Raw genomic sequence first — 17,963 nt, 5'->3', positions numbered from 1 at the left:
GCATCGAACTGGCCATCGGCGAATCGCTGGCCAACTTCACTGGCCGCACCCGTCCGGCGATCACCGTCAATGGATCGCTGCCGGCACCGATCCTGCGCTGGCGCGAAGGCCAGACCGTGGACCTGTTCGTGCGCAACACCCTGGAACGCCACCCGACCTCGATCCATTGGCACGGCATCCTGCTGCCTGCGAACATGGACGGTGTGCCGGGACTGAGCTTCAATGGCATCGGCCCCGGTGAGACCTACCACTACCACTTCGAACTGAAGCAGTCGGGTACCTACTGGTACCACAGCCACTCGATGTTCCAGGAGCAGGCCGGCCTGTACGGAGCGCTGATCATCGACCCGGCCGAGCCGGCGCCCTACCACCACGACCGCGAGCACGTGATCCTGCTGTCCGACTGGACCGACATGGACCCCGGCGCGCTGTTCCGGCGCATGAAGAAGCTCGCCGAGCATGACAACTACTACAAGCGCACCCTGCCCGACTTCCTGCGTGACGTGAAGCGCGACGGTTGGTCGGCCGCGTTGTCCGACCGTGGCATGTGGGGGCGGATGCGGATGACGCCCACCGACATCTCCGACATCAATGCGCACACCTACACCTACCTGATGAATGGCACCGCGCCGGCCGGCAACTGGACCGGGCTGTTCCGCAGCGGCGAGAAAGTGCTGCTGCGCTTCATCAACGGCGCCTCGATGACCTACTTCGACGTGCGCATTCCCGGCCTGAAAATGACCGTGGTCGCCGCCGACGGCCAGTACATCCATCCGGTCAGCATCGACGAGTTCCGCATCGCGCCGGCCGAAACCTACGACGTGCTGGTGGAACCGACCGGGCAGGATGCGTTCACCATCTTCTGCCAGGACATGGGCCGTACCGGCTTTGCCGCCGGAACGCTGGCAGTCCGCCATGGCCTGCAGGCACCGATTCCCGCGCGCGACCCACGCCCGTTGCTGACGATGAGCGACATGGGGCACGACATGGGTAGTGGTGGCCATGGTGGCCACGACATGGCCGCGATGAAGGGCATGGAAGGCGGCTGCGGCGCCAGCATGGGCCACGGTGCGCACGGCGGTAGCGATGCCGCCAGCAAGGCACCGAAGCACCCGGCCAGTGAGCGCAACAACCCGCTGGTGGACATGCAGAGCTCGGCCACCGAACCGAAGCTGGACGATCCCGGCATCGGCCTGCGCGACAACGGTCGCCAGGTACTCACCTACGGCGCGATGCGCAGCCTGTTCGAGGACCCCGATGGCCGCGAGCCGAGCCGCGAGATCGAGCTGCACCTGACCGGCCACATGGAGAAGTTCTCCTGGTCATTCGATGGCATTCCGTTCGCCAGCGCCGAGCCGCTGCGACTGAACTACGGCGAGCGCATGCGCATAGTATTGGTCAACGACACCATGATGCAGCACCCGATCCACCTGCACGGCGTGTGGAGTGATCTGGAGAACGCGCAGGGCGAATTCCAGCTGCGCAAGCACACCATCGACATGCCACCCGGCACCCGCCGCAGTTACCGCGTGCGTGCCGATGCGCTCGGTCGCTGGGCCTACCACTGCCATCTGCTGTACCACATGGAAGCGGGCATGATGCGCGAAGTGAGGATCGAAGAATGAGCCGCTCACTGCTTTCCCCCAGCCTGCTGGCCCTGGGCCTGGCCACCGCATTGCCGGTGTTCGCGCAGTCGCATCCCGGGCATGACATGGGCACGATGGACCCGCCGCCGAAGACCGCGAAGACCCCGGCCGAACCGGTCGATCACTCGAAGATGGATCATTCGAAGATGAACATGGGTGCGGCGGGTCAGGCCGGCATGGACCACTCCACGATGGACCACTCGAAGATGGACCATGGCGCGATGCAGCCAGCGGCGATGGACCATTCCACGATGGATCACGCCGCCATGGGTCACGGCACGCCCGCACCGATCGAACCGCGCGAGCCGATCCCGGTTCCCACCGATGCCGACCGCGCTGCCGCCTTCCCTCCGATCGCGCATGGTGCGATGGAGCATGCACCACAGATCAACAGCCTGCTGCTGATCGATCGCCTCGAACACTGGGACGGCAAGAACAGCACCGGCCAGGCCTGGGAGGCCACCGGCTGGATCGGTGGCAACATCAACCGCCTGTGGTTGCGCACCGATGGCGAACGCAGCCGCGGCAGCACGGAATCGTCGTCACTGGAAGCACTGTATGGTCGCAGCGTATCGCCGTGGTGGGACGTGCTGATCGGCGTGCGCCAGGACTTCCGGCCGGCCGACTCGCGCACCTGGGCGGCCATCGGCATCCAGGGCCTGGCGCCGTACAAGTTCGAAAGCTCGGCGACGCTGTACATGGGTTCCGGTGGTCAGGTGCTGGCCAAGGCCGAGGTCGAGTACGACGTGCTGCTGACCAACCGCCTGATCCTGCAGCCGCTGCTGGAAGCCACCGTCGCAGCCAAGGATGAGCCGGAGTACGGCATCGGTCGCGGACTGAACAAGGTTGAAGCCGGGCTGCGCCTGCGTTATGAGTTCAGCCGTCGTTTCGCGCCGTACATCGGCATCAGCCACGAGCGCACGTTTGGCGACACCGCCGATCATGCTGGCGACCACGCACGCGACACTCGCTGGGTGGCGGGCGTGCGCATGTGGTTCTGAGCAGCGGTTCGTGAGCATTGGCCAGCCCCGGCAGCCGCCGGGGCCGGCTACACTGCGCCACGTTCCAATGCAGGCTCCGCCATGTCGCTGCAGATCCGCCGCGCCACCCTTGCCGATATCGACGCCCTGTCGGCCATCGCGATTGCCACCTACAACGAAACCTGGGGCGACTCGTACCCGGCGCAGGAGCTGCAGGATTTCCTGCAGGCGCACTACAGCAGCGAACCGCAGCGCGCCGAACTGTCCGACCCGCGCAGCGCGATCTGGCTGCTGGTGGACGGCAACAACGTGGTCGGCTACCTGGCTGCTGGTGCCAACACCCTGCCGCATGCCGAGGCCCGCGAAGGCGACATCGAACTGAAGCGGTTCTACATCCTGGCCGCACACCAGAACGGCGGCCATGGTGCACGCCTGATGGACGCGTTCATGGCCTGGCTGGACCAACCGCACCGCCGCACCCTGTGGGTGGGCGTCTGGGAGGAGAACTTCGGCGCGCAGCGCTTCTACGCGCGCTATGGCTGCAGCAAGGTCGGCGAGTACGACTTCATCGTCGGGGATACGCGCGACCGCGAGTTCATCCTGCGGCGGACGTGATCACGCGCTCCATGTAGAGTCGAGCTTGCTCGACTATAGGCGGCAACATCCAGTCGAGCATGGCTCGACGCTACAACTAGAAATCGAACAACTCAGACAGGAAGCTGTCCTTTTTCTTTTTCTTGTATCCGTGGCCCCGGTTGTCCTCGTAGCGCTGGCCCAAGTGGCGGGTATCACGATGCATCACCGGCGGCGGCGTGGTCGCCGGCTGCGCCTGCACAGGTGCCGGCGGCGGCAGCGCAGCGCCGGCGCGTTCGATGATCTTGTCCAGCTCGCCACGGTCCAGCCACACGCCACGGCAGCCGGGGCAGTAATCGATCTCGATGCCATGGCGCTCGGCCATCTGCAGGGTCTGGGTCTTGCACACGGGGCACAGCATGGGCATGGCTCCTGAAGGTCTGGCAACGACTCTACCTGCCCACCGATGACTGTGCGGCAACACATGACCGATGGCACACAGACTTCCGGCGCGTGCCAGCGTCCCGGCCGCCTTCCACACTCCACGCTGGTTCCGCAGGGAGTGCGTGCATGACCGTCCTGTCCCGCCTGCCCAACGCCGCGCGCCTGCTGCTGGTGCTGCTCGGCGTCGGCGTTGGCCTGAATCTGCGCGATGTCGCTGCGGCCGCAGGCGCGCCGATTCCCGCCTTGCCTATGCCCTACGGCGGCAGCCTGCTGGACAACGCACTGGCCGTCCTGCTGGCGCTGCTCCTGGCCGCACTGCTGCGCCCGCGTGGGGTGGGCCTGATGGCCAGCCTGGGGCTGCACGGGAACGACTGGCGCGGCCCGTTTTGGGTGCTGCTGGCCAGCCTGCCCTGCTGGCTGGGCCTGGCGGTGCTGGGCACGCCCAACACCGCACTGACCGCACTCGATGCGACGATGCTCGCCGTGCTGTTCCCACTGGCCGAAGAAGTGCTGTTCCGTGGCCTCGGCTTCGTGCTGCTGGTGAAGCTCATGCGTGGCCCATGGTCCCTGCTTGCGCTGCCGCAGGCGCTGCTGTTCGGTTGGGTGCACTGGCTGGGCTTCGGCGGCTTCGACGGCGGCGGCACTGCCCTGTTCGTCGGCGCGGTCATCGCACTGGGCGGCTTCATCTTCGCTTGGCTTGACCATCTGGACGGCGACACCCTGTGGTGCGGCCTGGTGCTGCATGTATCGATGAACATGGCGTGGAACGTGTTCAACCTCGACGACGCCGTCGCGCTGGGCTGGCAGGCCACCAGCCTGCGTATCGGCGCCGCGCTGCTGGCGGTGGCGGTGCTGGCCTGGCAGGTACGCCAGCGACGCCCGCGCCTGCTGTAACGCTCACTTAGCCTGCCGTGCACGCCGGGATCACCCCCGGCTTGCGCATACTTGCGCGCCTTTTCATTGCTGCTTTCCGGAGCTGTAGCGCCATGTTGCTGTCCAAGCGCCACGTTGAACCCCGCGTCCTGCTGATCGAGGACGCAGAGGAAACCCGCGAGCTGAGCCGTCTTGCGCTGGAAAGCCAGGCCTGCCACGTGGTGGGCGTGAGCTCTGCCGAAGCAGCATTGGGCCTGCTGGCCGCAGGTGAGCGTTTCGACCTGCTGTTCACCGACGTCAACCTGGGCCCGATCAGCGGCATTGAAGCTGCCAACCGGGTCCGCGGCCTGTATCCCCAGCTGCCGATCCTGGTGACGTCGGGCATGGACCAGCACCAGGTGCTGCCGCAGCTGCGCGACGGCATTCATTTCCTGCCCAAGCCCTACAACATGAGCGAGCTGCTCGACGCCATCCGCCTGTGCTTCCGGCACGCCGATGTGGGCGTATTGATCGGGCCGGATGCGCAGGCAGCGTGAGGCGTTGATCCACACATGGCGTGGATCTACCGGGTTCTTGCAGTAGATCGACGCCATGCGTGGATGGCGCCCACCTTCAACCGCTGCTGTACGGTCCGGTACCCGGGAACACCTTCAGCAGCGCGCGGGTGATCATGTCCGGATACACGGTGAAGTGGTCCTCGTCGTCGATCACCATGTTCTCCACCTTCAACGAATGCCCGCTGGCGCGCAGCTGCTCGGCGAACTCGGCGTTGTGGCGCAGCATGTCGTTGCGGGTGAAATAGCGCGGCTCCGGCTTCACCGTTTCGAAGCTGCCGATCGACAGCACCACCGTGGTCGGCTGCGTGGGCGCCTTGGCCTCGGCCTGCATGCGCGGCACCCGATGGTTGTCGAACCACAGCGACGGGCTTGACAGGATGTAGCTGTGGAACATGTCCGGGCGCGTGGTCAGCACGTAGGCGCCAAACAGGCCGCCATAGGAATGACCGGCATAGGCGCGCCGCGACGGATCGGTGCGGTAGCGTGCATCGATCATCGGCAGTACGCGCTCGGCGAGGAAATCGCGGTAATGTGCCGCGCCGCCGTAGCTGACGTCGTCGCTGTAGTCACGCGGATCGGTGCGCATCGGATCGCTGGGCGTGTAATCGCGCGAGCGGCTCTGCTTGGACGTCAGGCCTTCCTGCGGCGGCAGCCCGACCAGGATGAAATCCTCGATGTTGACGCCCTTCTGCCCCACCATGTTGCGCACGCTGCGCACCAGCGGGAAGCTGTACAGCGCGTCGGTCACATACAGCACCGGGTAGCGTTTCTCCGGATGCGCAGCGTAGTCAGCCGGCAGCGCTACCCAGATCGGGTAATCGCGGCCCACCGGATCGTGCACGCGCAGCGCATCGGTATCCGGCAGCACCACACCCGACACAGCGGCGGCCGGGCTCTCCTTCGCTTCACTCTGCGCTGCCGGCGGCGCCACCGACATCGCACAGCCACTCACGGCCAGGCAGGCCGCCACACTCCATCCACGCACACGCTGCATCCACACTCTCCCGTTGCGGGCGGCGCACCGCATGGCACCGCTGCCGCATCCTTGCATGGCGTGCAGCCCGGTGCCAGTGCGGTCAGGGCGAGGCCGGCGGCGCCGGGAACAGTGTGCGCAGCGCCTGCAGTGCGGCCGGATGATAGATCGTAGCGTGGGTTTCTTCCGGCAACGGCAGGTACTTCACCAGCGGCGACGGCGAAGCCTGCTGCAGCAACTCGGCCAGTCGTGCAGTGGATGCGGCCAGCTCCGGCTGCCCACTGCTGGCCAGGAATACGCGCGGCTGCGCACGCGTCACCGCCGGCAGCTGTTTGGCTGCGCCGGCCAGCATTGCGCCACGGTTCCACCACAGGCTGGGGTCCAGCGCGATGTAGCTGTTGAACAGCGTCGGCTCCTGCAGCAGCGTCTCGACCACGAACAGGCCAGCCAGCGACTCGCCGATCAACGCGCGCTCGTCGGTAGTCGGGTAGCGCTGGCGCACCTGCGGCATCAGTTCATCGCGCAGGAACGTGCGGTAGGCCGCCGAGCCACCAATGCGTGGCGCGATCTTCTGGTCCTGCGGGTCGTTGCTGGGGCCGGTCATGTCGCGGCGGCGCTCGGTGTTCTCGATGCCGACCAGCAGGAACGGGCGCATGCTGCCGTTGCCGGTCAGCACCTGCACCAGCCCAGCCACATGCAGGAAGTCCTCGCCGATGCCGCCGTCGGGCATGTAGAGCACCGGCAGCGGCGCTTTCGGATCCAAGCCCCATGGCTGCGGGCGGTAGACGTTAATGCGGCGGGTTTCGCCCAGCGCCTTCGATTCGATGGTGAAGGTCTCGCCGATGACCAGAGGCAAGGCGGCAGCGGGCGGCGCGGTTTCTGCAGCCATCAGCGGCGCGGCGGAGACAGCGGACAACAACAGCGACAGCACGATCAGACGCATGGGGCGGTCCATATTGGGAAAGCGCTGAGCATAGACCGCCGGAGGCACTGTCGTTCGCGGCACTTTGCCGATCGACCGGAACTGGAGCACCATGGAGTCGGTGATGGTCATGCAACGCGCACCATGGCTCACGGACTGGTCACCGCCACGCTCATATCCACAAGGAGGTTCCCATGTTGAGTGTATTGATCGCCACCGCCCTTGCCGCCACCTCACCTCAGGCCAGCAGCACTCCGCCAGCATCCGCAGCATATGCGGACTGCCTGCTCGCCCACCTCCAACCGGGATTGTCCGACCACGCGATCCCGCTGCTGCAGCAGGCCTGCGTCGCGAAGCATCCGGAGAGCTACGTCGCATATTCAGAACTGGAACGCCGGATCAGCGCGCAGCGCCGGGCTGACTTTGACGCGGCTCAAGCGGAAGCCGTGCGTTCCGCGAATGCGGCAGCGACGGCTGCACAAGAAGCTGCCGACGCGGCGGCCGCGAAAGCCAAGGGAATGCGGACGAAGTAGAGGCCCTGGACCAGGCAACAAAGAAGGCACCGCATTGCGATGCCTTTCTGAATGACCTGGGTCATGGGATGCAATGGTGGGCCGCGAAGGATTCGAACCTTCGACCAAAAGATTAAGAGTAACTGGGTAATTTCATTACTTTCAATGGGTTACGCCGCCACTCGTTCCACTTCAATCTTTAAGGCGGGCGCTTGTAAGCCTTGAGCCACAACGGGCGCAGGAATTTTGCGGAACGGATTTCCTCCCCCTCCAGTTGCCTCAACAAGGCCTACCCCATCCCCCCGAATGACGGATCCTGGTCGGCCTTGGCCAGCCGGTTGCCCCGGACCCTCTCCTGCCATTCCAGAATCTTGGCGACGTCCCGACGCCCCCCTGCCGTGACCGATGACCCAATGCCGGAAGTGGCTGAGGTGGGCCACGATCGCACCGTCATCAACCTCAAGAGCGAATGGTTGGACACCTGGCTCAACTCCCGACCCTAAACATATGGATGAACTGCAAATGGCGATGGACGATCCGCAGCGCCCCTACTACGAACACGCGTTTGAACAGGCCGCGTAAGAAAGCAAAAAGCCCTGCAATGCAGGGCCTGTTGCAACCCAAAATCGGTGTTGACTGGCGCGGCTACTGCCCGCTGCATGGAAGTGCCCTTTCAAGGCGATGCGGAAGCAAATCCTCTCACTGGGGCAACCGTGCCTTATAGGGGACGAGCTTGACGAAACCGTCCCGATCCAAGCCGACAATTTTTGATGTGAGCGCGTACTGATTGAGATAGATCTTCACCGGACGATCCTCGATCGTTGCCCAAGGGCGAGCAACGCCGTAGGCAACCGTGTCCTTTTCGCCATCGGTGCAAAACTCAAGCCGCTCGTGCCGATAGTGCAAACCCATGACCTCGGCGTCGTCACCGCCACCACAAGCCATGATCAACTCGCGCTCGGAACCGGCGCTGAGGGCTTTGAAGTCATCCAGGACGAATGGCGGCAGTTCATCAAACTACTTCACCCGTCGCTGCTCTCGGCTCAATAGCACGCGATCCGCAACCGCGTCCATCACCTGACGCAGCGCTGCAATGTCCCTGCCCTGCTGGGCCGACTGCTCACCCAGCTCACGGATCACTTTCTCTCTGGATGACGCAATGCTGAACAAAACTGCGAGCACAAGCAGCAGAACGAGCACCCCCACGATACCAGCCATAGAACCCCCTTTCGTTAGTAGCCCAGTCTAGCGGGTCAATGGGTGGAAGCCACGCTCAGGCGGATATGATGACAATCCCAACAGGGCGGGCGTGGTGGACACGGAGTGCGCGATGGATACGGATGAATTTACGGATAGGCAGCTGCTGGACCTCCACTGTCTGGTCATGGAAGCGCTTCGACAAAGAGGCGTCGTGCGCTCATCAAACAATCCCGTGGCGGACTACACGGAAACATTGGTGGCGCGTGCCCTCAACGCAAAATTGGCCGTGGGCTCCCAGGCCGGTTTTGATGCAGTTGGCCAGGACGGGACGCGGTATCAGATCAAAGGCAGGCGACTAACCGCAACCAACCGCAGCACACAGTTGAGCGCGTTGCGGAACTTGGCGTCTGATCCATTCGACCACCTCGCAGCCGTGGTCTACAACAGCTCTTTGAAAGTTGAATACGCCGCCCTTATTCCATTGGACGTAGTGAAAAGGGTTAGCCGCTACAACTCGCACACAAACGCTCACACGCTTCACGTTCGCCGCTCGCTATTGAACGAACCGGGAGTGGTCGATATCACCATGCAAATCGTCAAGGCTATGGGCGCATGAAGGCTCAATTGGATTTCAACGACTATCCGGACATTACTGAGGGCGACATATTTTGGCGACCACCGCCAAGCGCACCGCAACAAGTGCCTCAGCTCTACGAGAGGGCGACATCCGCCCTTTATATGCTCTTTCTTTCGGGCGGCTCAGATATCCCAATTCGCGACGGGGTGCCAGCCGCCCTCCACGTAGCAATGCATGTGCGGGCCGCGCTGACCGAATTCGTGGGCATAGAAGAAGCAATGAAGAACGCAGGACACGCCTATAGGATTACGAGCAGCGCAAGTCCACTTCTTCATTTCATGCGGATGCTTCGCAACTATCAAATCCACATTGGTAGCCAGCCAATGGCAAGAAAGACCGTGGATAGAATCTTCGGCGGCAAGGATGCCGTCATCGAAGTCGCCACTATCGACAACCTGCACGCCGACGACTTCATGCAGCTGGACACTATGAGGAAGTACAACTCATACAGCCGGAATGAAGTAGAGCGAATGATTGACTTGTTTCGCGAGCAGCAGGAGCGGCTGGGTGTGTACGAAATTCTTAGGCAAGGGACCAATCGCCTAATCTATGAAGTGCTTCAGCACATCTAAAGACGCGTATACGAACACCCCCACAGTACAGACATCAGGGTGCACAATCACTCCAATGAAGCTTGTGAGTTACGTCTCAGTGCCCGAGGGGAGACAGTGCTAGGCTCGCGCATCGAGGCATGTCAACGCCTCGATGATTTGTTGCAGACTCTGGAGATGTCGCATGAAACGGAAGGTTCTAGGATGCTCCGCAGCACTTCTTGTATCCACCTGTGCTTTGGCGCAGGTGCCTGACGCTGACACGCAGGAAGGCAAGGAGATGCAGATTCAAATTCACAGCTACATGAGTGAACACCCTACGGTCTCGATAGACGAAGCAATCACGCGCCTAGCGGTTCAAGGTGAGGTGATGTCGGATATTGAAGCGTTGCGTATCGAGTTCGCAGATCGTCTAACGGAACTGTCGATCAAAGACGCGCCAGATCAACACATCCTGGTGCAGCTCAAGGGGCCAGATCCAGTCGCGGATCGAACGATCAACACCGAGAGCGGGACGACCCGCGTGGTGTTCGAGGTTGGTCACAAGTACACCCAGGACGAGTTTTACGCGCTCCTTGCTAAGCACAGACCTCTTCTTCACAGCGCCATACCAGGCATCACGGGGACGACTGGGTTCCCAGGCGAAGAACGGGTGCTGATTGACATAAACGGCGACAGCCGCCAAGCAGAAGAGTTGAAGGATACAATCAAGAAGCTTGAAAGAGTCACCGGTCTCAAGATTGAAGTCCGCCCCAACATGCCGAAGTCAGTCAACGCGGAGTATGTTGTTGGCGGCGCCCCCCTCCAATCCAACAATAGCTACTGCACCTCAGGATTTCCGGTTATTCATAAGGCCACTGGACGAAGGGGTATCACCACTGCGGCGCATTGCCCCGACAATCTGATCTATGGAAACTACGCAACCGGCGCAGGGAAGTACACCGTGCCGCTGACGTTCGTGGACCAGATCAATGATGCGAGCCACGACGTTCAGTGGCATACGGTGGGGTCACACACACCGCTCCGGGAGGTGTATTCCACCTCAACTTCGGATTACAGTAGGCGCCGCATCATGTACATGTGGACCAACGCTACTCAAGGCCAGAGCATGTGCTTCAGAGGCGTCACCAGCCAATACACCTGCGGAACTGTCGTGAGCATCAAGCACAGGCCCGAGCTCGCATGCGGTCCAACCGGAAACCTTCCATGCGCGGACGCTTGGATACGCATCGAAGGATCGTCACTGGCGTGCGGATTTGGAGATAGCGGTGCCGCTATCTTCTTCGGAGACAATGGATACGTCATTGTCGCTAAGGCAAGCCTGAAAGACGGAAGCTGCAAGGGAGTCTCCGCGATGCCCTGGGGCGCAGTCAGCGCATTAGGGCTGGAGGCAGGCGGTTAGTCGCTCCAACGAAACGTCCGGCTGAGGATGCAAAGCCAGCATGCTCAGCCGGAAATCTGAGATCGATTTTTAATTGCTCGAGTGAACGCGCCCGGTCCACCAGCCCTTCTTCCGACTCAGCAATACCAGTGGCAGTGATCAATACAGGCGTCTGGTGCCGCCCAGTATGCGAATGGTAAAGCGTTCCAGTCATACTGACGCGCTTACCTTTAAGAAGTTGGTACTCGCGCATCAGATCGCCGCTCAAGTTCAGTTGGATGAGTAAGACGCCTCCGGCGTAAGGCGGGTATTCGTCCTGGGCCTGTACCGAAATTGGCGTGAATAATTTGATCGCCGGGCGACGCCCCCCCCCGCCGTGAGTAGTGGTCGGGTTTAGAGTCCGGGGTTGATGATATCGATGTTGGCCAGATGTTTGGCGTAGGCGGCCGGTATCATGCCGCCGATGGCGTCCTTGGGGCGTTCCTCGTTGTATTCTCGACGCCATCGCTCGATCTCGGTGCGGGCGTGTAGCAGCGTTGGGAACCAGTGCTCGTTGAGGCATTCGTCGTGCAGGCGACCGTTGAACGATTTCACATAGGCGTTCTGGTTCGGCTTGCAGGGCTGGATCAGGCGAAGCTTCACGCCACGTGCGTGGGCCCAGCTCACTATCACCTGCCGCAGAATTCCTTGCCGTTGTCGGTACCGATCACCTGCGGCAAGCCGCGCAGCGAGGCCAGCTGGTCCAGCACACGCGAGACGCCGTGCCCGGAAATCGCACGTTCCACCTCGATTGCCACGACTTGGTATGTGGCGTCATCGACGATCACCAAGCACTTGATGACCCGGCCTTCGGCCGTACGGTCGAACACGAAGTTCATCGACCACACATGGTTGGGCCGGGCCGGGCGCAGCAGTGGCTGCCGCTCGCCGACCGCCACCTTTTTGCGCTTGCGCCGCCTGACCTGCAGCTGCTGCGCCTGATACAGCCATTCCATGCGCTTGTAGTTCACGATGCGTCCTTCCTGCGGCAGCTTCAGGTAGATCATTCCGACGCCGTAGCGCTTGTGCCGATACGCCAAGGCCAGGATGCGCTCGCTCAATTCAACGTTGCGATCCTCGCGCCGGACATAGCGCAGCGCGCTGGCACTCATCCCGATGATCGCCAGGGCACGGCGCTCGCTTGCCCCGCGCTGCACCCACTGCCGCACCAGCGCACGCCGCACCGGCGGGTCCGCTACTTTTTTCGCAGCGCGTCCTTGATCAGATCGTTCTCGAACAGCTGCTCGGCCAGCAACTTCTTCAGCCGGACGTTCTCGGCTTCCAGGTCCTTCAACCGCTTGGCGTCGGGCACGCTCATGCCACCGAACTTGCTGCGCCACAGTTGGTACGAGGCCTCGCTGAAGCCATGTCGACGGCACAGGTCCTTCACCGCCATGCCGGCCTCTGCCTCGCGTGGGAAGCCGATGATCTGTTCTTCGGAAAAGCGCTTCTTCATGTCCAATCTCCGGCTTGTCGGGGATTGAACTCCAAATCGCCGTGCTACTCAAAACCTGAGGGACGTCGGGGGCACAAGAGCGCCGCCATGCGCGATAGATACGATCATCGCTTGCCTGTCGTGAAACCTGCATCTCTCCCGAAGTGTTCGGTAGGGTTTTCAGGAGCAAAAGAAAAAGGCGCCCAAAAGGGCGCCTAAGTCGTTGATGCAATTGGTGGGCCGTGAAGGATTCGAACCTTCGACCAAAAGATTAAAAGTCTGACGAAGAACCATTGCGGCACAAGGCTTTGGTCGCAAAATCCGCTCCGCAACACTATCTGCAACGGCGCCCTGAAACCCTTGTGTGGCTTGGCGCCTCCCCTCGTTGCGGAGCGCCATCGGGCAGGTCAGACTCCCCGCCGCATCTGCTGCAGCCCCGCCCTTACCCACGCCTTGGTGCGGACGTCCCTCGCGCGGGGTTTCGTCTCTGCCGGCGGCTTGCGCGGTTCGAGCGCCGCCTTGATCCGCTCGACCTCCTTCGCCCCAGCCTCGGCCAAGCGCCGGGCCTGTTGCTGCTGCTCACGGGTCGGCGGCAGGCCGGGCAGTGGCGGCTCGGGCTGGATCGGGGTGCTGTCGGTCAGCCGGGCCACCGCTTGGCGCAGGGGCAGATCGGGATAGAGCCTGGCCGCACACCAGCGCTCGGCGTACCGCTTCGCCTGCCGGACGTTGGCCGCGCGCACTTCCTTCACCTGCCACATCTTCTGGCCTTCCATCCATAGCCGGACCCCAGGACCACCGTCGGGCGTGACGCTGGCCGTCTCGCGGCCGTTGTACCAAAGCGCCCAGCGCTCACCGGTCTGGACCCAGCCAGAGGGGATCGGGGCGGTGCGGAAGCCATGGGAAGAGCGCATGGCCGGAAGGATACGGCCGGCCGTCGCAGATCCTGCGAACGGTCCGGCCACCTCCCTGAATCGTTCGGGCAGAGCCGAGCCTGACTCGACCCTACCAGCCCCGGTCAGGCGATCGGGAAGCACTCCCACTGCAGCCGGTTGCCGGTGTTCCTGGCCACCGACACCAGCTGCAGTCCGGGCGCCGCGGTCAGGACATGCTCGACCGCGAACCGCTCCCGCTGGATCCGGCAGCACAGATTGCCGGCGCTCATGTAGGACAGGACCACGTCGGACACCGCCAGCTCGGCGTCCCGCTTCTCGTCGGTGGCCAGCCTGGGGTTGCTCATGCCTGGGAAGCTGGTGAACGCCATCTGGTTCACCTGGCTGTCGTACCACCACAGCCAAGCCAGGCCGGACTGCACGAAGGCGACATGCGCCCGCATGTTCTGATCGAAGGCCAGGGCGATCTCGGTCATGCCGGGCCGGCTGAACAGGACAACCGGAGCAACCCCGTCAGCGCTCAGGACCGCATCGTCGCCCTTGATTTCGATGGTCCATAGGCGAACCAGCAGGCCTGCACTCGCGTCGCCTGGCGCGGTGCCCCCCATCTCGTAGTCGATCAGGGGGGCGCGGCGCGCATTGACCTTCTCCACGAAGTCGCCCTGCAGAGGGACGCTAGACAACGCCAGATCAGGGAACATGGCGACTCCATGCGCTGCGCACGTTGAGGGTCAGGACCTTCGTCGCATCTTTGGGGATCTTCGGGGTGAAATTTATCTGCCAATCGCAGAACGAGTTGTCTACTCGAATCGAGCCGAGGCCGGTCGAGAAGTTTCCCGAATTGAGCCCAGCAGTGACTACCGTCTCTTTGTAGCGGGTGCCATTTACATAGGTGCTGTTTGAAAAGGCCAGCGGGGAAGCATCTGGCCCCGCCGGCTGGCCAGTAACGGCGCCCAGCACCTGCGTTTCAAAGGCTCGAACACCGTTTGCCCGGTCTTGAGTGTTAACACAGATTTCGATGGTTCCGATCTGCGTACTGATGTCTTCTCCAAGGTTTGCCGGGCGTGCAACGCAAGCGTATGTCGTCCCACTGATATCGACATTGAAATTCACGTCAGCCTCGGAAATGTAGAACCGAAGTTCATACGTCACATCCAAGACCTCGTCGCTCAGGACGGTAATGGTCGTAGGGTTTCCGCTGCCATCGAGGATCAGAGCGCGACTGAAGACCGCGGTACTTGTCCAACCTACGCCTACCTCCGACAGGTTGCCTGCTGCAGCACCTGCGGCGAATCGAAACGTGCGGCGCCTCCAGCCATAGCGAGGGCTCACATTCGAGTTATTGCTTTGAACGTTGATGTTGCTGGTAGAAGCAACTCTTGCCTGCAGCGCAGTGTCGGTTTCAGCAGGCGCCGCGTTGCCGGAACCCACCATGCAGCTGCTCATGTAGTCGCCCACGCTCCCCATTCGATCAAGGCCGGCGTTCGTAATGAGGTTGGGGAACCATTCGGCTGCTATCCGCCGCGAGCCGGGGATCTCCACACCCTCCGAGTCGACACGGAAAGCCTCGATCTGAAAGCGTCCGGCTGCGGTGGTGTTGATGCTGAGTTCTGCGTTCATGCGAGGGTTCCTCCGGAGATAGTGGTAGATGCATCGACACCTTCGGGTGTCATTTCGGTTGAAATCAAGACGCGCTTCATGGAGCCGCTGCTCAGGGTCACCGTCGAGGCGTCGATACCCTCCACCGGGATGGCATAGGAGCGTTGTATCTGCCTCAGCGTTCCTGCGGAAATTGAGACCCCTCCGGCATCAACCGATTCGACAGGCGCCAAAAGCAGGGCCAGGGGCGTTCGCAACTGACCTGACGCGATGGAAATCGCGCCGTCCGCCCCTTCGAGGACGAATGCTTGGGGGGGAATCCGAATCGCCCCTCCAGAAACCCCGATTCCGCCGTCTGCCCCTTCCACGGCATAGACTGCGTAGGGCTTGCTGGTGAAGAACACCGAGTGGTCACCGATGAATCCGCGCCAGATGGCAGTGCGGCCGGCGGAGTCGCTGACCTGCAGGGTCAGGCGGTACTCGGCCTCATGGTCCAGGCCGACGGCCGCGACGGTGTGATCCCATTCGAAGTCGTCGACGAACAGGATCTTGTTTTCGCGGTACCGGATTCCGTTGCCGGCAATGTTGATCGTGGCGGCGCCGGCGGGCGCGATACCGACCACGTTGGAGTCGTACACCCGGTTCTTGCTGGCCGACATGACCCGGTTGCCTTCCACCCGGCCGACAACCTGGCCGTCCTGGTCCCGGTACTCGAGCAGGACCGAGGCGCCGGCGTTGCCCTCGGCCGACGCACCCTGGCGCACCTTGCACTTCGCCGCCGTGCGCTGCCCCGGATAGACCTCATACCGCGAGGTGCTGGAAATGATCGACTCGCCCCGGTTGTTGTTGTAGCCGGCGGCCCACTGCCCGGTGGGCGGGTTCTCGGTTGCGATCACCCAGCCCGCGCCGGTGTCCCAGCCTGTCGGGCCGCTTTCGAATCCGGGGTTGGCGATCGGCGCGGCGCCTGCTTGGTAGGCCGGCCAGGTCAGCACCACCTGCTTTGTGGCCTGGTCAACGTACAGCTGATGACCCGGCGGCAGCCGGTCGCCGTCGATCTGGCGCACCGTGCAGCCGCCCACGGCGTTGTAGATCTGCAGGCGCCCCTCGTAGGCCACTAACGGCAGCGCCTTCGGCAGGTCACCGACCACCAGCAGCGGCAGCAGCCGACTGCGTTGATCGAGGTCCGGCCGGTCGTAGATGCGCGCCGACATGTCAGCTGGACCTCTGGCCGACCAGGTACACCTGCAGGCCCTTGGCGCCGGCCGTGCCTACCTGCTGGACATCGATCGTGATTTCGTCGCCGGCAGCCAGCAGGTCGCCGCCAGGGACAAACGTCGGCGGCAACGCGGCGGTCAGCGTAGAACGCTCGCCGTTGTCGAACGTGAGCTTCACGTTGAGGATGCTGGTGCCGTTTCGCTTCACGTCGACCGTCAGCGGCACACCGGTGGCCTGCGCTTCTGACAAGCTGGCGTAGATGCCGCGCTGCGCCACCGGCGACAGCGCCACACCATAGGGCAGGACCAGCGAGCCCTTCCCCGTTCCGGCTGTAATGTTCGTCCCGATGAGGGCAGATCGATCGGGTAGGACAAACGACTGCAGGTCGGGGTTTGCGGCGCTTCGCAGCAGATCACCGGCAGTTGACCACGCGTCGGCATCGGGCGCTGTGCAGGTTGCACTGAAGATGCATCCCCTCGCACGCGACTTCGGCTGGAAGAGATCCGGCACTGACAGCTGCCCTCCGCCCTCGATCGCCAGCGTGACCTGACCGACGCCCACCTGCTGGACCGAGAAGAACTGCCCCTCCTTCCAGTCGATCGCGCTGCCCGTGTTGGCGCGGATCGTGATCGTAATCGGATTGGGCGAGTTGGCGAGGATCAGCGTGTTGTGCATGTCGCCGGCCAAGGTCGTGTTGCCGGTGACGCTCACGATGCGCGGCGCGACTGTGTAGATCGGGGTTTCACCGATCCAAGGCCGGGCATAACCGCGCAGGGTGGTAAAGCCTCGCTGCCCATCGGCTGGCGCCGTCGTGAATCGAATTGCCGGAGCCACACCCTCGCCGCCAGGCAGAATCTGGAAGTCGCCGGGCTTCGATACCAGGTAGTCCCCAGCCCCGGCCGTCTTCTCCAGCGCCGTGTCATAGAACAGGGGATCCAGCACGTCGGCACCTGCCAGCGGGAAGTCGGTCACCTCGCCATCGCCCTCAAACGCCCAGAACTTCGGCGCTATACCTACCGACCCGCCGCCGTTCTGGATCTGTTCGATCAGCACCAGCACGGTGCGGAAGTTCACCGCATCGGCATCGCCCTTCGCATCGCCCACCCTGATGATGCGGCTGCCCTTGGCGTCCCATACGAACTCACCGCTCTCCGGGTCCTGTATCAGCTGCATGCCGCTATCGAGCAGCTGCTGCAGCTGCATCACACGGTAGTCGAAGGCGTCTTCGTGGATCTCCGGCAGAAACGCACCCTGGTTGGTGATGTCGGCCGGCTGGTCCATCGGCACCGTGCGCAGGACCAGGATGTCCAGGTTCAGCGCAGGGGCGGCATTGAAGGTGATCGTGCTGGTGTTCGCCCGCAGTCCGGTCACCGTGTACTGCGATGGCGGCACCAGGCTGTATACCGGATGCGTGCCGGTGAACACCTGGATATGCGAGGCCAGGAATGCGCGCGGCCCGGGGAACGCGGTAGCGACGCCGTTCCCCACGTAGGTCTTACGGCGGTCGTTGGCGGAAATGGTCATGGGTGCATCGGC

General features: G+C 63.0%; 19 protein-coding genes and 1 pseudogene. 9 read left to right on the top strand and 11 right to left on the bottom strand.

Going from position 1 to position 17,963, the window contains the following annotated elements:
• From N5E02_RS05150 to N5E02_RS05140, 3 genes are all read left to right on the top strand, one after another.
• Window positions 1-1,625: copper resistance system multicopper oxidase (locus N5E02_RS05150; protein WP_279945990.1), on the top strand; the 1,625-nt coding region annotated here is incomplete at its 5' end.
• Window positions 1,622-2,647 (top strand): copper resistance protein B, encoded by a 1,026-nt coding sequence (locus tag N5E02_RS05145; RefSeq protein WP_164093319.1) that lies wholly within the window; start codon window positions 1,622-1,624, stop codon window positions 2,645-2,647. The genes N5E02_RS05150 and N5E02_RS05145, both read left to right, overlap by 4 nt.
• A gap of 81 nt (window positions 2,648-2,728) precedes the next feature.
• Window positions 2,729-3,241 (top strand): GNAT family N-acetyltransferase, encoded by a 513-nt coding sequence (locus N5E02_RS05140; RefSeq protein WP_065178171.1) that lies wholly within the window; start codon window positions 2,729-2,731, stop codon window positions 3,239-3,241.
• Between the two features lie 76 nt (window positions 3,242-3,317).
• Here N5E02_RS05140 and N5E02_RS05135 read toward each other — a convergent pair whose 3' ends face one another.
• Window positions 3,318-3,620 carry a zf-TFIIB domain-containing protein gene (locus N5E02_RS05135; RefSeq protein WP_053499357.1) on the bottom strand — a complete coding sequence of 101 codons (303 nt, stop codon included), beginning with the start codon at window positions 3,618-3,620 and terminating at the stop codon, window positions 3,318-3,320.
• Between the two features lie 149 nt (window positions 3,621-3,769).
• On the opposite strand from N5E02_RS05135, the gene N5E02_RS05130 reads away from it, so the two are divergent.
• Entirely contained in the window at window positions 3,770-4,537 is a 768-nt protein-coding gene (locus N5E02_RS05130; RefSeq protein ID WP_164230209.1) for a CPBP family intramembrane glutamic endopeptidase, read from the top strand.
• A 92-nt stretch (window positions 4,538-4,629) separates the two neighbouring features.
• Complete coding sequence (locus N5E02_RS05125; RefSeq protein ID WP_005418495.1) at window positions 4,630-5,052, top strand: response regulator; 423 nt, start codon at window positions 4,630-4,632, stop codon at window positions 5,050-5,052.
• A 76-nt stretch (window positions 5,053-5,128) separates the two neighbouring features.
• On the opposite strand, the gene N5E02_RS05120 is transcribed toward N5E02_RS05125, so the two are convergent.
• Together N5E02_RS05120 and N5E02_RS05115 are read right to left on the bottom strand one after the other, a co-directional pair.
• The gene (locus tag N5E02_RS05120; RefSeq protein WP_279945987.1) at window positions 5,129-6,067 is read right to left on the bottom strand and encodes an alpha/beta hydrolase-fold protein; all 939 of its coding nucleotides are present in this window, start codon (window positions 6,065-6,067) and stop codon (window positions 5,129-5,131) included.
• A gap of 82 nt (window positions 6,068-6,149) precedes the next feature.
• Window positions 6,150-6,989, bottom strand: a complete 840-nt coding sequence (locus N5E02_RS05115) for an alpha/beta hydrolase-fold protein (RefSeq protein ID WP_065178167.1) — start codon at window positions 6,987-6,989, stop codon at window positions 6,150-6,152.
• A 173-nt stretch (window positions 6,990-7,162) separates the two neighbouring features.
• Here N5E02_RS05115 and N5E02_RS05110 point away from each other — a divergent pair, with 173 nt between their 5' ends.
• Window positions 7,163-7,501, top strand: a complete 339-nt coding sequence (locus N5E02_RS05110; RefSeq protein WP_065178166.1) for a hypothetical protein — start codon at window positions 7,163-7,165, stop codon at window positions 7,499-7,501.
• Window positions 7,502-8,179: 678 nt separating this feature from the next.
• On the opposite strand, the gene N5E02_RS05105 is transcribed toward N5E02_RS05110, so the two are convergent.
• Both N5E02_RS05105 and N5E02_RS05100 read right to left on the bottom strand, forming a co-directional pair.
• Window positions 8,180-8,425: a hypothetical protein gene (locus N5E02_RS05105; protein WP_231114051.1), complete on the bottom strand. Its 246-nt coding sequence runs from the start codon at window positions 8,423-8,425 to the stop codon at window positions 8,180-8,182.
• Window positions 8,426-8,497: 72 nt separating this feature from the next.
• Window positions 8,498-8,698, bottom strand: a complete 201-nt coding sequence (locus N5E02_RS05100) for a hypothetical protein (RefSeq protein ID WP_279945986.1) — start codon at window positions 8,696-8,698, stop codon at window positions 8,498-8,500.
• A 112-nt stretch (window positions 8,699-8,810) separates the two neighbouring features.
• Between N5E02_RS05100 and N5E02_RS05095 the strand changes: the two genes are divergently transcribed.
• The 3 genes from N5E02_RS05095 to N5E02_RS05085 all read left to right on the top strand — a co-directional run bounded on the left by N5E02_RS05095 (window position 8,811) and on the right by N5E02_RS05085 (window position 11,270).
• On the top strand, window positions 8,811-9,296 hold the full coding sequence (locus N5E02_RS05095) for a hypothetical protein (RefSeq protein ID WP_065178165.1): 486 nt from the start codon (window positions 8,811-8,813) through the stop codon (window positions 9,294-9,296).
• Window positions 9,293-9,889, top strand: a complete 597-nt coding sequence (locus tag N5E02_RS05090; RefSeq protein ID WP_279945985.1) for a hypothetical protein — start codon at window positions 9,293-9,295, stop codon at window positions 9,887-9,889. The genes N5E02_RS05095 and N5E02_RS05090 overlap by 4 nt, the downstream gene beginning before the upstream one ends.
• A 163-nt stretch (window positions 9,890-10,052) precedes the next feature.
• Complete coding sequence (locus N5E02_RS05085; protein WP_279945984.1) at window positions 10,053-11,270, top strand: hypothetical protein; 1,218 nt, start codon at window positions 10,053-10,055, stop codon at window positions 11,268-11,270.
• Window positions 11,271-11,642: 372 nt separating this feature from the next.
• Here N5E02_RS05085 and N5E02_RS05080 read toward each other — a convergent pair.
• The 6 genes and pseudogenes from N5E02_RS05080 to N5E02_RS05055 all read right to left on the bottom strand — a co-directional run bounded on the left by N5E02_RS05080 (window position 11,643) and on the right by N5E02_RS05055 (window position 17,951).
• Window positions 11,643-12,744, bottom strand: a pseudogene (locus N5E02_RS05080) (IS3 family transposase).
• A gap of 386 nt (window positions 12,745-13,130) precedes the next feature.
• Window positions 13,131-13,634: a hypothetical protein gene (locus N5E02_RS05075; RefSeq protein ID WP_100450365.1), complete on the bottom strand. Its 504-nt coding sequence runs from the start codon at window positions 13,632-13,634 to the stop codon at window positions 13,131-13,133.
• A 104-nt stretch (window positions 13,635-13,738) separates the two neighbouring features.
• Window positions 13,739-14,314 carry a hypothetical protein gene (locus N5E02_RS05070; RefSeq protein ID WP_279945983.1) on the bottom strand — a complete coding sequence of 192 codons (576 nt, stop codon included), beginning with the start codon at window positions 14,312-14,314 and terminating at the stop codon, window positions 13,739-13,741.
• Entirely contained in the window at window positions 14,304-15,233 is a 930-nt protein-coding gene (locus N5E02_RS05065) for a hypothetical protein (RefSeq protein WP_279945982.1), read from the bottom strand. The genes N5E02_RS05070 and N5E02_RS05065 overlap by 11 nt, the downstream gene beginning before the upstream one ends.
• Window positions 15,230-16,423, bottom strand: a complete 1,194-nt coding sequence (locus tag N5E02_RS05060) for a hypothetical protein (protein WP_279945981.1) — start codon at window positions 16,421-16,423, stop codon at window positions 15,230-15,232. Before N5E02_RS05060 ends, N5E02_RS05065 begins: the two co-directional genes overlap by 4 nt.
• 1 nt (window position 16,424) lies before the next feature.
• Complete coding sequence (locus tag N5E02_RS05055; RefSeq protein WP_279945980.1) at window positions 16,425-17,951, bottom strand: hypothetical protein; 1,527 nt, start codon at window positions 17,949-17,951, stop codon at window positions 16,425-16,427.
• Window positions 17,952-17,963: the final 12 nt, after the last annotated feature.

It is taken from the genome of Stenotrophomonas sp. GD03777 (assembly GCF_029842485.1).
GTDB classification, from domain to species: domain Bacteria; phylum Pseudomonadota; class Gammaproteobacteria; order Xanthomonadales; family Xanthomonadaceae; genus Stenotrophomonas; species Stenotrophomonas sepilia.
Note: the sequence above shows the minus strand (reverse complement) of the source record. Positions and strands in the feature narration are given on the sequence as shown.

Coding starts and splice junctions, on each gene's coding strand:
- N5E02_RS05145 (WP_164093319.1), top strand. CDS start 1,622: ATGAGCCGCTCACTGCTTTCCCCCAGCCTGCTGGCCCTGGGCCTGGCC.
- N5E02_RS05140 (WP_065178171.1), top strand. CDS start 2,729: ATGTCGCTGCAGATCCGCCGCGCCACCCTTGCCGATATCGACGCCCTG.
- N5E02_RS05135 (WP_053499357.1), bottom strand. CDS start 3,620: ATGCTGTGCCCCGTGTGCAAGACCCAGACCCTGCAGATGGCCGAGCGC.
- N5E02_RS05130 (WP_164230209.1), top strand. CDS start 3,770: ATGACCGTCCTGTCCCGCCTGCCCAACGCCGCGCGCCTGCTGCTGGTG.
- N5E02_RS05125 (WP_005418495.1), top strand. CDS start 4,630: ATGTTGCTGTCCAAGCGCCACGTTGAACCCCGCGTCCTGCTGATCGAG.
- N5E02_RS05120 (WP_279945987.1), bottom strand. CDS start 6,067: ATGCAGCGTGTGCGTGGATGGAGTGTGGCGGCCTGCCTGGCCGTGAGT.
- N5E02_RS05115 (WP_065178167.1), bottom strand. CDS start 6,989: ATGCGTCTGATCGTGCTGTCGCTGTTGTTGTCCGCTGTCTCCGCCGCG.
- N5E02_RS05110 (WP_065178166.1), top strand. CDS start 7,163: ATGTTGAGTGTATTGATCGCCACCGCCCTTGCCGCCACCTCACCTCAG.
- N5E02_RS05105 (WP_231114051.1), bottom strand. CDS start 8,425: ATGGCTTGTGGTGGCGGTGACGACGCCGAGGTCATGGGTTTGCACTAT.
- N5E02_RS05100 (WP_279945986.1), bottom strand. CDS start 8,698: ATGGCTGGTATCGTGGGGGTGCTCGTTCTGCTGCTTGTGCTCGCAGTT.
- N5E02_RS05095 (WP_065178165.1), top strand. CDS start 8,811: ATGGATACGGATGAATTTACGGATAGGCAGCTGCTGGACCTCCACTGT.
- N5E02_RS05090 (WP_279945985.1), top strand. CDS start 9,293: ATGAAGGCTCAATTGGATTTCAACGACTATCCGGACATTACTGAGGGC.
- N5E02_RS05085 (WP_279945984.1), top strand. CDS start 10,053: ATGAAACGGAAGGTTCTAGGATGCTCCGCAGCACTTCTTGTATCCACC.
- N5E02_RS05075 (WP_100450365.1), bottom strand. CDS start 13,634: ATGCGCTCTTCCCATGGCTTCCGCACCGCCCCGATCCCCTCTGGCTGG.
- N5E02_RS05070 (WP_279945983.1), bottom strand. CDS start 14,314: ATGTTCCCTGATCTGGCGTTGTCTAGCGTCCCTCTGCAGGGCGACTTC.
- N5E02_RS05065 (WP_279945982.1), bottom strand. CDS start 15,233: ATGAACGCAGAACTCAGCATCAACACCACCGCAGCCGGACGCTTTCAG.
- N5E02_RS05060 (WP_279945981.1), bottom strand. CDS start 16,423: ATGTCGGCGCGCATCTACGACCGGCCGGACCTCGATCAACGCAGTCGG.
- N5E02_RS05055 (WP_279945980.1), bottom strand. CDS start 17,951: ATGACCATTTCCGCCAACGACCGCCGTAAGACCTACGTGGGGAACGGC.